General features: G+C 65.4%; 13 protein-coding genes. 1 reads left to right on the forward strand and 12 read right to left on the reverse strand.

Annotated features, from left to right (window positions below; all coding sequences use genetic code 11):
* Positions 1-432: 432 nt before the first annotated feature.
* Both NUW87_RS04885 and NUW87_RS04890 read right to left on the reverse strand, forming a co-directional pair.
* Positions 433-777, reverse strand: coding sequence for a hypothetical protein (locus NUW87_RS04885; RefSeq protein WP_269027501.1), 345 nt, complete (start codon positions 775-777; stop codon positions 433-435).
* A complete protein-coding gene (locus NUW87_RS04890; RefSeq protein WP_269027502.1) occupies positions 774-2,348 on the reverse strand; it encodes a recombinase family protein in 1,575 nt (524 codons plus the stop codon). The genes NUW87_RS04885 and NUW87_RS04890 overlap by 4 nt, the downstream gene beginning before the upstream one ends.
* Positions 2,349-2,447: 99 nt before the next feature.
* On the opposite strand from NUW87_RS04890, the gene NUW87_RS04895 reads away from it, so the two are divergent.
* The gene (locus NUW87_RS04895) at positions 2,448-2,627 is read left to right on the forward strand and encodes a hypothetical protein (protein ID WP_269027504.1); all 180 of its coding nucleotides are present in this window, start codon (positions 2,448-2,450) and stop codon (positions 2,625-2,627) included.
* A gap of 59 nt (positions 2,628-2,686) precedes the next feature.
* Here the strand turns inward: NUW87_RS04895 and pdxY are convergent, their stop codons facing one another.
* Genes pdxY through NUW87_RS04945 form a run of 10 tightly spaced genes read right to left on the reverse strand, consistent with a single transcriptional unit; the run spans position 2,687 to position 12,261 of the window.
* Positions 2,687-3,538: a pyridoxal kinase PdxY gene (gene pdxY, locus NUW87_RS04900; protein WP_269027505.1), complete on the reverse strand. Its 852-nt coding sequence runs from the start codon at positions 3,536-3,538 to the stop codon at positions 2,687-2,689.
* A 9-nt stretch (positions 3,539-3,547) separates the two neighbouring features.
* Positions 3,548-4,612 (reverse strand): 2,3-butanediol dehydrogenase, encoded by a 1,065-nt coding sequence (locus NUW87_RS04905; protein WP_269027506.1) that lies wholly within the window; start codon positions 4,610-4,612, stop codon positions 3,548-3,550.
* A 58-nt stretch (positions 4,613-4,670) separates the two neighbouring features.
* A complete protein-coding gene (locus tag NUW87_RS04910; protein WP_269027507.1) occupies positions 4,671-5,987 on the reverse strand; it encodes a hemolysin family protein in 1,317 nt (438 codons plus the stop codon).
* A complete protein-coding gene (gene ybeY, locus NUW87_RS04915; protein WP_194559682.1) occupies positions 5,984-6,562 on the reverse strand; it encodes an rRNA maturation RNase YbeY in 579 nt (192 codons plus the stop codon). The genes NUW87_RS04910 and ybeY overlap by 4 nt, the downstream gene beginning before the upstream one ends.
* The gene (locus NUW87_RS04920) at positions 6,559-7,581 is read right to left on the reverse strand and encodes a PhoH family protein (RefSeq protein ID WP_239218625.1); all 1,023 of its coding nucleotides are present in this window, start codon (positions 7,579-7,581) and stop codon (positions 6,559-6,561) included. Before NUW87_RS04920 ends, ybeY begins: the two co-directional genes overlap by 4 nt.
* An 11-nt stretch (positions 7,582-7,592) precedes the next feature.
* Positions 7,593-8,300, reverse strand: coding sequence for a 16S rRNA (uracil(1498)-N(3))-methyltransferase (locus NUW87_RS04925; protein WP_269027508.1), 708 nt, complete (start codon positions 8,298-8,300; stop codon positions 7,593-7,595).
* Positions 8,297-9,430, reverse strand: coding sequence for a molecular chaperone DnaJ (gene dnaJ, locus NUW87_RS04930; RefSeq protein ID WP_269027509.1), 1,134 nt, complete (start codon positions 9,428-9,430; stop codon positions 8,297-8,299). Before dnaJ ends, NUW87_RS04925 begins: the two co-directional genes overlap by 4 nt.
* A 10-nt stretch (positions 9,431-9,440) precedes the next feature.
* Complete coding sequence (hrcA, locus tag NUW87_RS04935; protein WP_070473635.1) at positions 9,441-10,454, reverse strand: heat-inducible transcriptional repressor HrcA; 1,014 nt, start codon at positions 10,452-10,454, stop codon at positions 9,441-9,443.
* Positions 10,455-10,463: 9 nt separating this feature from the next.
* Positions 10,464-11,582, reverse strand: a complete 1,119-nt coding sequence (gene hemW / locus NUW87_RS04940; RefSeq protein ID WP_269027510.1) for a radical SAM family heme chaperone HemW — start codon at positions 11,580-11,582, stop codon at positions 10,464-10,466.
* 10 nt (positions 11,583-11,592) lie between these two features.
* Positions 11,593-12,261, reverse strand: coding sequence for a hypothetical protein (locus NUW87_RS04945; RefSeq protein WP_269027512.1), 669 nt, complete (start codon positions 12,259-12,261; stop codon positions 11,593-11,595).
* Positions 12,262-12,292: the final 31 nt, after the last annotated feature.

The following is a 12,292-nucleotide window of genomic DNA, read 5'->3' on the forward strand; positions in this document are numbered from 1 at the left end:
TAACAGTAACTGACTGACAACCCCTCCCCCTGTGGTCCCCCTCCCCGGAGCTCTCATAGTGTATATAGATGAGACAAAGTGCCAATTACCCCATTCTGGGGGTTTTGGGGTCTCATAGTGTATATACCTGTCACAACTTCATTTTGTGCCCATTTATATTCACTCGGAGTCGGAACCTCTCACAATGTACGTAGGTGAGACAATCTCACTTTGCGCCTAATTACATTCATCCGTGATCGGACTCTTCATAATGTATATAGGTGTCACAAATCTTGACTACCCGATTCCGGGTGGAATGACCGCTCATAGGGTATATAGATGTTCAAATGTCAGGGTGCCCCATTCTGGGTGGGTCGGCCTCTCATAATGTATGTAGGTGTCCTCTTTCGGAAAACCGCCTCTTTAAATTCACCAGCTGCGTGACCAGCGTGTTTAGCAGCTAGAGATGCGCCGGAGATCGGGGTGGGGGCTTGCGATCAAACCGTCGCTGGTCTCGAGGAACAGACCGTCCTCGACCATGCGCGCCACCAGCTCCTCGGTGGACATGCCGAGCTCGACAGCCGCCTCGGCGATACTCGCAAACTCATCCGAGCTCTCCTGGAATTCGACGTACATCCGGCCCCACGCCTCGAAGAGGAGATCGCCGTAGCTAAACAACAGCAGCGCGCTCCAGCCCTCGGTAAGGATGCGCTGGTCGAGATCCTCGGGCCTCGGCGTACCGGCCGAACGAACAACCAGCACGCCTTTGTTAGTGTTCAACTCCTCGAGAAAGATCATGCGTTCTCGGCCTCCTCGGAGCCGGGGGTCTCGAGCCCGGAGTCCAGCCACGCCTGGCGCTCCTCCTCGGTGAGAGACTCCCACCACTGCTGACGCTGCCGACGCTCGATCTCCGGCAGGTTAAAACCTTTCGTGCGAGCTGCAAGCTGGAGCTCCTCGGGAACGATCAGCTCAGTCTCGAGGATCGGGAGCGTCCACCGGGTACCCTTAACGATTGTTCGGGCTCGGTACCGGATCCCTGCCGATGTGAGAAGAAGTCTCCGGCCTTCGGCATCGAGCTCCTCCCACCTTTGGCCGAAGGTCACCCCGGTATCGACCCACTCGGTGCCATCCGTGGAATGCACGGCCTTTTCCAACTCCTGGATCCTTCGGTTAACGTTTTCCAGCTGCTCGAAAATTGTCTTGCGGGAAGCTTCGTCGGGAACCGTCGAAAGAAAGCTCGCGATCTCCCGGTAGGTGGCGCGTGCTTCCTCCAGCTCCTCCTCCGAAGAACGGATGGTAGAGATACGTTTTTCGAGAATCGGTAGCTCTCCGATCAAATCTCTTACCAGCTCATCGAGGCGATCCTCGGCAACCTTAGCGTTGATCGATTTTCCTTTCCTGTTCTCGTGATAGCGACACCAGTAGTTGTGAGCGGTCTCGGTTTTCATCCGGTGGTAGTGAAGGTTGTGTCCGCATTCCCAGCACTCGATTACCCCGTGAAGCGGTGACATCTTGGGCGATGCTCGACCCCGGAAGCCACGGCGCGAGCACAGTTCCTGGATCCGGTTAAAGTCCTCGACCGAGATCGAGGGCTCACAGCGTTTCACCGGCTCGCCGTTGTTATCGAGAACCGGCTTCCCCTCGTACGTTGTCCAGCCGAGATACGCTTTGTTCTTCAGGATGGCCGCGATGGTGGTTGCGTGCCAGCCCTGGGTTGTTTTTCCGTTGTATTCGTTACGAGCGAAGTTTCTGTTGCTGTTGAGATCCTCGGCGATCTGCACGAAAGTTCGGTTCTTGAGAGCTTGCTCGAAGATCCACTGCAACACCTCTTGTTGCTCTGGATCCTTAACCAGCGTTCTACCCCCGCCTTCCTTCGGAGCGCTCTTGTAACCGAACGGGGCAGCGCCTCCCTGGAAACGCCCGGTCTGGCGAAGTTCCCGCATACCCGCTGAGACACGATCAGTAAGGTTTTCTAGCTCGCCCTCGGCGACCCCGGCGATAACACCAGCAACCAACCTACCTACCCAGGTTGAGAGATCTATGTTGTCAGAGATGCATACCAGCTGCTTATCGTTCTCCTGGATCCAGCCGAACAGCTTGTGCATGTTGACGGCGTTTCTTGCGAGACGATCCAGCTTCCAAGCGACCATAATGTCCCACCCTCGAGATCCCTCCTCGGTGAGGAACCTCCCGAGCGCCGGAGCGTCGAAGGGAGAGACGCTGCCGGAAACGTCGGCATCCTCAGCCCACGCCACGATCTCGTGCCCGTTCTTGCTTGCCCAATCCTCGATTAGATCTCGTTGTCTCTGGATGCTGGTGGATTCCTCGGTCAGTCTGGAGATGCGGACTCGCCCTAAAACTCTTGCCATGATTTAAAAGTTACATTAGGACAGTGCGCCTTCCCGGACTGCAAGCACTCGGCGGAGACCACCCAGACGCACCACATCAACGCCTGGCGCTTCGGCGGGATGACCAACATGGACAACCTCGCCGAGTTGTGCCCCTTCCACAACGGGGTCAACGCCGACAACAAAAACGGCCCGTTCGGCTACATCGACAACCCCAACGCCCGCATCCGCTGGGTCGCACCAAACGGCACGAACATCCCCATGACCACCCCAGGCGCGATGGAACTGCTCTTCGACTAACCACCACACACCGAAAACCCGCCCCACAAGGGCGGGCGATTCGGCATGCCCAAAAACGGCTAGAGGGCCTCGACCTCGAATTGGAGCTGCGGGTTGGCGTAGAAGTCCTGCGCCTCTACCAGCTTGAGCTCGGGCGAGTCGGCCTCGAGGGTCACGCGTAGCAGGTCGTAGACCGAAGACGCCGTCTTGGCCAGCGCGTCCTTCGCGTCGCGGCCGCGGAGGTAGTGGCCGGTAAACAGCGCGGCGGTGACGTCGCCGGAGCCGTTGCGCTTGAACGGCAGGCGCGGGGTGCGCACGATCCACTTGCCGTTATCGTCGACGGCGATCATCTCCACCGCGTCCTCGGGCGTCTCCGGGCGCTTAACCGACGTGACCAACACGGTGGACGGGCCCATCTCGCGGGCGGCGTCCACGGCGGCCAGGGTGGAGTCAAGGTCGGTGACGTCGCGCTCGGTCAAATACCCCAGCTCGAACTGGTTCGGGGTGATGATGTCCGCCGCCGGCACGATCGTCGAGCGAAACAACGGCGGGATCGTGTCGGCGACGAAGCAACCGGACGTCGCCGAGCCCATCACCGGGTCGCAGGTGTAGAGGGCGTCGGGGTTTTCCGCCTTGATGTCGCGCACGGTACTGACGATCACGTCGGCGATTTCGGGGGATGCCTGGTAGCCGGTGAGGATGCCGTCGATAAGCGGGAATGCGTCGCGGTCCCGGATACCGCTAAGTACCGCGGCGACGTCGTCGGCAGGGATGATTGGTCCGCCCCACGCGCCGTAGCCGGTGTGGTTGGAGTAATTCACCGTGTACACCGGCCACACCTCGTGGCCGATGCGCTGCAAAGGAAAGACCGCTGCCGAGTTGCCGACATGGCCATACGCGACAGCGGACTGGATGGAGAGAATGTTGCTCATACGAGCATTTTAGAGCTCCGGGGACACCAGGATCTTCACGGCGGTCTCGTTGCGGTTGATCAGGGTGTCGAAGCCCTCGTCGACGACGCCGTCGAAGCCGATCTTGCCGGTGATGAACGGCTTGAGGTCGACCTTGCCCTCCTCGACGAGCTTGATGGTCTGCTCGTGGTCGTGGGCGTAGCCGATGATGCCGCGGATGGTCAGCTCCTTCATCACCACGGCGTGGATGTCCAGCTCGGCCTTCTTGGACCAGATGGACTCGACGACCAGGGTGCCCTTGAGCTTCAGGCAATCGACGAGCTGGTCAAGCACGACGTTGACGGAGGTGCACTCGAAGGCAGCGTCGACGCCCTTGCCGTCGGTGATCTTCTGCACCTCTTCCTTGAGGTCCTGCTTGGACGGGTCGATGGCGTGGTCGGCGACACCGGCGTCGAGGGCCTTCTGGCGGCGCAGCTCGGACAGCTCGGAGACGATCACGGTGCAGCCGTATGCCTTAGCGACGGCAGCCGTGAGCACGCCGATCGGGCCAGCACCGCCGATGAGGACCACGTCGCCCTCGCCGGCCTCGGAGGCGACGAATGCGTGGTGGCCGACGGACAGCGGCTCGATGAGCGCGGCCTCGTCCAGCGCTACGTCGTTGCTGATCGGGTGGACCCAACGACGCTGCACCGCGACCTTCTCGGACAGGCCGCCGCCGCCACCGGCAAGGCCGATGAAGTTCACGTCCGGGTGGAGGTTGTACGGGCCCGGCTCCTTCGGGTCGACGTCGTCCGGAAGCACGTACGGCTCGACGACGACGTGCTGGCCGACCTCAAGATCGTCCACGCCCTCGCCGAGTGCGGCGACGACGCCGGAGAACTCGTGGCCGAGCGTGACCGGCGGCTCCTCGCCGGTGATCGGGTGCGGGTGGCCCGGCTTCGGGCAGAAGATCGGGCCTTCCAGGTACTCGTGGAGGTCGGTGCCGCAGATGCCGCACCAGGCGACGTCGATGAGCACCTCGCCCTTGCCTGCCTCCGGTGCGTCGATCTCCTCGACGCGGATGTCCTTCTGGCCGTAGTAACGCACAGCGCGCATGTGAAGCTCCTCTCGGTGAAAAACCTGCTTACGTGCACAATTATACCGAAAAGTAGGACTAATCGCTGGGGAGAGGCTCTGTGGGCTCGGCGACGGAGACCAGCACGGTGCGGGTCTTCACCCGGCCGCGGCGGTCGCGGCCGCCCTCGGCGGTGTAGCGCACCCCGTCGCGGAGAATGGAAGCGCCCGGCAGCGGCACGCGCCCCAGCTCATACGACAACAGCCCCGCCACCGTGTCGACGTTGTCGGTGACGTCCTCGGGGTACTCCAGCTCGTAGTCGAGGTTGTCGGCGAGGTAGTCCACCAGATCGTCCAGCGGCAGGCGGGCCTGGACGCGGAACAGGCGCGGCTCGACCTCGGTCACCGGGGCTTCCTCGTCCTCGTCGTATTCGTCGGTGATTTCGCCGACGATTTCTTCCAGCAGGTCCTCCATGGTGAGAAGGCCGGCGACGGTGCCGTATTCGTCGATAAGTATCGCGATGTGTGTGTTCGACTGCTGCATTTCTTTGAGCAGCACGTCCAGCGGCTTCGAGTCCGGGAGGAACAGAGGCTCGCGCATGAACTCGGTGATTTTGGTGGCGGGGTCGAGCGGGGTGCCGCGGTCGTCGAACATGTCCTTCAGGTACGCCACGCCGACGATCTCGTCGACGCTCTCCCCGATCACCGGCACGCGCGAATGCCCCGAGCGCACCATGAGCGCGGTGGCCTGGCGGGCGGTTTTCTCGCCCTCGATCCACACCATCTCCGGGCGCGGCACCATGACCTGTCGCGCGTAGCTGGACGCGAGGTCGAAGATGTTCTGGATCATGCGGCCCTCGGTGGTTTCCACCACGCCCTTTTCTTGGGCGACCTCGACCATCTCGCGCAGCTCGACCTCCGTGGCGTACGGCCCGTCGCGGAAGTCCTCGCCGGGGTGGAACAGGTTGCCAACCCAAATCAACAGCTTTGCGACGGGCCCGAGCACCGCCTGGAACACCCCCAGGCCCTGGGCCGCTTTGAGCGAAATGGTGTAGGGGTTGCGCTTGCCCGCGGTGCGCGCGAACACCCCGACGATGGAAAATTGCAGCAGCGTGACGACGACCACCGCCACCGCGATCGCCCACCCATCGGAGTCGAGCAGGTCCATGGCGAGCATCGCACCGGTGACGGACGCGAGGACATCCAGGATCGTTTTGACCAGGACGAGCGTGTTGACGTGGTTCGCGCGGTGGTCCACCACCCGCAGAAGCGCCTCCGCGCCCGGGGTGTCGTCTTTGACCATGCCCTCGACGCGGGCGCGCGAGATCGGCGCCAGCGCGGACTCGATCGAGCCGAGCAGGCCGGACAAAAGCAGCGCGGCGACGGTGACCGCCGCGTAGACGAAGGTTAGCGTCACTCGGCGCCGCCAATATTGCGCTGCATCAACTTGTCCAGCTCGTCGCGGTCCGCGGCCGACGGGAAGGCGTGCGCGCCGGTCGGCTTCGGCTGGTACTCCACGCCGCGGCGTTTCAGGTCGTCGTACCAGTCCGCCAGGATCTCGTTTTGCAGGGCGAACATCTCGCGCTCGTCTTTCGGCTCGATGTGGTCGTAGCCCAAAAGGTGCAGCACGCCGTGGACGGTGAGCAGCGCCATCTCGTGCGCCAGGTCGTGGCCAGCCATCTCCGCCTGCTTGCGGTCGTAGGCGGGGCACAGGATGATGTCGCCGAGCATCGCCGGACCCGGCATGTCCGCGTCGGGGCGGCCGCCGCCGGGGGTCAGCTCGTCCATGGGAAAGCTCATCACGTCCGTGGGGCCCTCCAGGTCCATCCAGCGTACGTGCAGATCCGCCATCGTGGCTTCGTCCACGAGCGTGATGGTGGCTTCGGTTTCGGGGTGGACGTCCATGGAGCGCATGGCGAACGACGCGACGTCGATAAGCATCTGCTCATTGACCTCCGCCTCGCCGGACTCGTTCAAGACTTCAATGCTCACTGGTTCGCCTCCGCTTCCCGCTCGGCCTCGATCGCTTGCTGGCGCTTCTCGTAGCGCAGGGCGTTCTGCGCGTCGTGGCGGTCGTACGCTGCGACGATGCGCGAAATCAGGTGGTGGCGCACCACGTCGCCGGCGCCGAGCTCCTGGAACGAAATGTCGTCGATGTCCGCGAGGATGCGGCGCGCCACGCGCAGGCCCGAGACAGTGCCGCGCGGCAAATCCACCTGGGACGTGTCGCCCGTGACCACCATCTTCGAACGGAAGCCGAGGCGGGTGAGGAACATCTTCATCTGCGCGCCGGTGGTGTTTTGCGCCTCATCCAGGATGACAAACGCGTCCGACAGGGTGCGCCCGCGCATGTAGGCCAGGGGCGCGACCTCGATGATGCCGGCCTCGATGAGCTTCGGGATGGCCTCCGGGTCCATCATGTCGCGCAACGAGTCGTACAACGGGCGCAGATACGGGTCGATCTTGTCCGAGAGCGTGCCGGGCAAAAAGCCGAGCTTCTCGCCCGCCTCCACCGCCGGGCGGGTGAGGATGATGCGCTTGACCTCTTTGTTCTGCAGCGCCTGGACCGCCTTCGCCACCGCGAGGTAGGTCTTGCCGGAGCCGGCGGGTCCGATGCCGAAGGTGATGGTGTTGTCGTCGATCGCGTCGACGTAGGCGCGCTGGCCGGCCGTCTTCGGGCGGATGACCTTGCCGCGGCGCGCGATGATCTCCTCGCCCAGCATGTCCGCGACGGCACCGGGCGCCTCGGCCTCCATGATGCGCACCGCCTGGATCACCGTGTCCACCCCCAGCGGGACGCCGCGGCGCGCCATGGACTCAAGCTCCTCGACGACACGCAGCGCGTGCGCCGCCTGCCCCGCGTGCCCCTTGACGGTCAGCTCGGTGCCGCGGGCGTGGAAACCCACCCCGAGCTGGTTCTCCAAAACCCGCAGGTTGTCGTCGTTGATCCCCAGGACGGACTGTGCGTACGCCGAGTCGAGTTCGACCTTGCGCGTCACCATTTCTTCCATGGGGGCCAACCCTACCAGCGGGAGGTCAACGCCCCGATGGCGCAAAGCCCCGCAAACGCCGCCGATGCGGTGCGCAGCACCTCGGGCCCGAGCTTGACCGGGCGCGCGCCGAGGACCTCCAGTTCGTCCTCGCCGATGCCGCCCTCCGGCCCGACGATCAGCCACACGTCCTCGCCGAAGTCGACGTCGCGGATGGAGTCGGTGGCGTCCTCGTGCAGCACCAGCGCGCTTCCTGCCGGAAGCGCGCCGAGCAGAGCGGACAGCTGGTTCGTCGTCACCGGGTCGCGCACCTCCGGCACCCACGCCCGGCGCGCCTGCTTCGCGCTGGCCAGCGCCTGCGCGCGCCACTTCTCCACCTGCTTGGCCTGCTTGTTCGCCGGCCACCGCGCGATGGTGCGGTGCGAAATCCACGGCACAATCCGGTCGGCCCCGGCCTGCACCGCCAGGTCCACGGCCAGCTCCGCGCGCTCGCCCTTCGGCACCGCCTGCACCACCGTCACGCGCGGCGTGGGTTGCGGCACGAACTGCTGCTTCTCGACGACTCCGTCAACCCGACCAGCCCCCACCGACGTGACGCGGGTGAGCGCGGTGGACCCTTGGCCGTCGATAAGCATGATGTGCTCGCCGGGTGCAATGCGTTTGACGTGGGCGTGCTTGGCTTCCGCGCCGGTGAGCACCCCGGCGGCCGGATCGTCGGTGAGGAAATACGGCAGGCTCATCGGCGGAAGCGGTCGCGCATGCGGGAGAAGAAGCCGTCACCGTGGTCGTCGGACTCGACGTGGACCTCCGGGTTGTCCGGGTGGCCGTCGCGCAGGTCGGTCAAGGCGGCGCGCTCGTCGTTGGTCAGGGCGGTGGGCACGGTGACCTGGACGTGGGCGATCATGTCGCCGGCGCCCTCGGCGCGCAGCCGCGGCATGCCCTCGCCGGGCAGGTGGATGGTGTCGCCGGGCTGGGTGCCGCCGGGCACGTCGATGGTGGTCTGCTCACCGGCAAGGTTGTCCACGGTCAGCTCGGTGCCGAGCGCTGCGTCGTACATCGGCACGGTCAGGCGCACGTGCAGGTCGTTGTTCTCGCGCACGAACACCGGGTGCGGTTTGACCTGCACCTCCACGTAGAGGTCGCCGGCGGGGCCGCCGCCGTGGCCGACCTCGCCCTGGTCCGCCATGCGGATGCGCATGCCGGAATTGATGCCGGCGGGGATGTTCACGGTCAGGTCGCGGGTGGCGCGCACGCGGCCGTCGCCGGCGCACTGGGTGCACGGGTCCTTGATCACCTCGCCGTAGCCGTGGCAGGTGGGGCACTCGCGGGTGGTCATGACGTTGCCCAAGAACGACTGCTGCATCTCCTGGACCTGGCCGGCGCCGCCGCAGGTGCCGCAGGGCACCGGCTTCGCCTCGGTCTTCGACCCGGTGCCGTGGCACTTCTCGCACAGCACGGCGGTGTCCACGGTGACGTCCTTTTTCACACCCGCGAAGGCTTCTTCGAGCGTGATGGCGGTGCGAAGCAGCGCGTCGTTGCCCGGCTGCACGCGCGAGCGGGGCTGGCGGGCACCGCCGCCGCCGAAGAACGCCTCGAAGATGTCGCCGAGTCCCCCGCCGCCGAAGCCAGCCGCGCCACCCATGCCGCCGCCGGCCTCCATCGGGTCGCCGCCGCGGTCCACGATCGCGCGCTTCTGCGGATCCAGCAGCACCTCCTGGGCGGCCGCGATCTCCGCGAACTTCTCGGCCGCCTCCTCGGACGGGTTGACGTCCGGGTGGTACTTGCGCGCCAGCTTGCGGTACGCCTTCTTAATCTCCTGCTCGGTGGCTTCCTGGTCCACGCCGAGGATGCCGTAGTAATCGCGAGCCATATCTTCCCTTCTATTCGCCCCGCAAGATGCGGCTGATGTAGCGGGCCACGGTGGCAACCTTTTGCATGGTACCGGGGTAGTCCATGTGGGTCGGCCCCACTACCCCGAGGCCGCCGAGTGCCTCGTCGCCCGAGCCGTACGCTGTTGTAACAATCGAGGCGTGTGAAAATTCCTCGTCCTCGTTTTCGCGCCCGATGCGCACGCTCACCCGCTCGAGTTCCTGCGCGCCGGCCAGCAGCTTCAGCACCACCACCTGCTGCTCAAGCGCGTCAATCACGCCCTGCAAGCCTCCCGACGGCACGACCAAGTTCGACGAGCCCGCAATGATCAGCCGGTCCGGAGCCGCGTCCACCAGCGTGGTGATCAACACTTCTGCGGCGCGTGAGGTGGGGTCGGCGAGGTGGGGCGGAGCTTTCGTCGATAAGCGAGAAAGCGCATCGGAGGCGTCGCGCATGGTTTGGCCCACCAGGGCCTCGTTGAGCAGGTCGCGCAACAGCCGCACCCCCTCCGGCCCGATCGGCGCGGAAAGCTCCACGTTGCGCTGGTCCACGCGCCCCGCGTCCGTGATCAGCACGAGCAGCAGCCTTGTTGGGGTGAGCTCCACCACCTCGCAGTGCTTCACGCGCGAGATCGTCAGCGTGGGCAGCTGCACCACCGCCGCCTGGTTGGTCAGCTGGGCGAGCAGCTGCACCGAGCGGCGCAGCACGTCCTCCAAATCCACGCCGTTTTCCAAAAAGTCCAAAATGGCGTGGCGCTCGGCGGCGCTCAACGGCTTGACATCGTGCAGCGCGTCCACGAACGCGCGGTAGCCCGCCTCAGTCGGGATGCGGCCGGACGAGGCGTGGGTTTGCGAGATGTAGCCCTGCTGCTCCAGCACCGCCATGTCGTTGCGCACCGTCGCCGACGACACCCCCATCTTGTGCCGCTCCACCAGGGATTTCGACCCCACCGGCTCCTGGCTGGCAATGTAGTCCGCCACGATCGCGCGCAGCACCGCTTGGCGCCGCTGGTCCGCAGTACCCATTACGCCTCCTTACTCGGCTGCCAGGATATCGGTGATGATGCCGTCTGCAAGCAGCCGGCCGCTGTCTGTCAGCCGCAGTCTGTCGCTTTGCTCAAGCAGCCCCGCGCGCACATGCCTATCGACGACATCCTGCGCCCCCGCCCCGATCCACCCCGACGGGATCCCTTCCTTCAGCCGCAGGCCGAGCATGACGGCCTCGGTGTGGGCTTCTTCGTCGGTGATGGTTTCGCGGTCCTGGATGGGCAGCGTGGCGTCGGCAAGCAACTGCGCATATCGCTCGGGGCGCTTGACGTTGAAGAAACGCTCAGCGCCGATGAAGCTGTGCGCGCCCGGGCCCGCACCCCACCACTGCTGGTTGCGCCAGTAGATGAGGTTGTGGCGGCACTCTCCTCCGGGTTTGGCCCAGTTGGAGACCTCGTACCAGCCGTAGCCGTGGGCGGCGAGCGTGTCGGCGATGATCTCGTAGCGGTCCGCGTAGACGTCCTCCTTGGGCGCGGGCAGCTCGCCGCGGCGGATCTTGCGGGCCATGGCGGTGCCGTCTTCGACGATGAGCGAATACGCGCTGACGTGGTCGACGTCCGTGGCCAGGATGGCGTCGAGGGTGCGGCGGACGTCGTCGTCGGTTTCGGTGGGCGTGCCGTAGATCATGTCCAGGTTCACGTGCGCGAACCCGGCGGCGCGCGCCTCGCGGGCGGCGGCGACGGCGCGGCCCGGGGTGTGCTGGCGGTCCAGCACCTTGAGCACCGGCGTGGAGGCGGACTGCATACCCAGGGAGACGCGGGTGAAGCCGGCGTCGAGCAGGCCCGCGAAGTAGCCGGGGCTGGTGGATTCCGGGTTGGACTCGGTGGTCACCTCCGCGTTTGCTGTGAGTCCGAAGGTGTTGCGGATGGCGGTGAGGATGCGCCCGAGCCCGTCGGCGCCGAGCAGCGACGGGGTGCCGCCGCCGATGAACACGGTGTCGGCTTGGGGCAGGCCGCGCGCGGCGGCGAGCTCGAGTTCTTTCTCGAGCGCGTCCAAGTACTGGGCGTGGGAGGAGTCCACCTCAGTTGGGGTGTAGGTGTTGAAGTCGCAGTACCCGCAGCGCGTGGCGCAAAACGGGACGTGGACGTAAACGCCGAATGAATCCATGGCCTTAAGGCTAGGCGCCGCGGCGGGAACGCTTCGCGGCGACCTTGGCCACGATCCTGTCGATGCGGGCGCGCTCCTCCAAAAACTCCGGCGGGTTGGACCCGCGCATGGTGCGCACGAACGCCGGGTGGTCCACGCAGACGGTCTCCACCCAGCCCACCACGGCCTCCTCGACGATCTCGCCGACACGGGCGTACATCTGCGGCAGCGACACCACGCCGAGCTCGCGGGCGACCATGTCGGTCTGTTCCAGGCAGTAGGACACGATCTCGCCCAAGTGCTGCACCACCAAGTCGGTGCGGCCGGTCAGCGCGTCCTGCATGGTATGCACCGAAAACGGGGCTTTCAGGGGGAAGAGGTCGTGCAAGCCGGAGGCGTCGAGAAGCTCGGGCTCCGGGATACGCTCCTCCGGCTTCGCGCCCGCGGACAGGTGGCCGGCGGCGCGGCCCGAGGTCAGCGCCTGGCGCAGACCGATCAGCTCCGCCACCACGCGGCGGGCGTCCTGGCGGGCATCGTCGACGATCTCCACGAACTCGGCGAGGCAGTCTTCGGTGAGCTCGCCGTCGTAATCCGCGATGGCCTCAGCGAGGTGCTCGGTGTACTCCGCCACCTCGTCGCCGATGTTGTAAATCTCCTGCGTGAGCTCGCGGTGCCGCAGCACGGCGGCAGTCTTGTGCATCGCAAGCCCTCCTTGGAAACGCCTGTGGGAA

Origin of the sequence: Corynebacterium pilbarense (assembly GCF_026930265.1) — a bacterium.
In the GTDB taxonomy this organism is placed as follows: Bacteria; Actinomycetota; Actinomycetes; order Mycobacteriales; family Mycobacteriaceae; genus Corynebacterium; species Corynebacterium pilbarense.

Excerpts from the sequence above, each read along its gene's own strand:
- NUW87_RS04885 (WP_269027501.1), bottom strand. The coding sequence starts at position 777 with ATGATCTTTCTCGAGGAGTTGAACACTAACAAAGGCGTGCTGGTTGTT.
- NUW87_RS04890 (WP_269027502.1), bottom strand. The coding sequence starts at position 2,348 with ATGGCAAGAGTTTTAGGGCGAGTCCGCATCTCCAGACTGACCGAGGAA.
- NUW87_RS04895 (WP_269027504.1), top strand. The coding sequence starts at position 2,448 with ATGACCAACATGGACAACCTCGCCGAGTTGTGCCCCTTCCACAACGGG.
- pdxY (WP_269027505.1), bottom strand. The coding sequence starts at position 3,538 with ATGAGCAACATTCTCTCCATCCAGTCCGCTGTCGCGTATGGCCATGTC.
- NUW87_RS04905 (WP_269027506.1), bottom strand. The coding sequence starts at position 4,612 with ATGCGCGCTGTGCGTTACTACGGCCAGAAGGACATCCGCGTCGAGGAG.
- NUW87_RS04920 (WP_239218625.1), bottom strand. The coding sequence starts at position 7,581 with ATGGAAGAAATGGTGACGCGCAAGGTCGAACTCGACTCGGCGTACGCA.
- NUW87_RS04925 (WP_269027508.1), bottom strand. The coding sequence starts at position 8,300 with ATGAGCCTGCCGTATTTCCTCACCGACGATCCGGCCGCCGGGGTGCTC.
- dnaJ (WP_269027509.1), bottom strand. The coding sequence starts at position 9,430 with ATGGCTCGCGATTACTACGGCATCCTCGGCGTGGACCAGGAAGCCACC.
- hrcA (WP_070473635.1), bottom strand. The coding sequence starts at position 10,454 with ATGGGTACTGCGGACCAGCGGCGCCAAGCGGTGCTGCGCGCGATCGTG.
- hemW (WP_269027510.1), bottom strand. The coding sequence starts at position 11,582 with ATGGATTCATTCGGCGTTTACGTCCACGTCCCGTTTTGCGCCACGCGC.
- NUW87_RS04945 (WP_269027512.1), bottom strand. The coding sequence starts at position 12,261 with ATGCACAAGACTGCCGCCGTGCTGCGGCACCGCGAGCTCACGCAGGAG.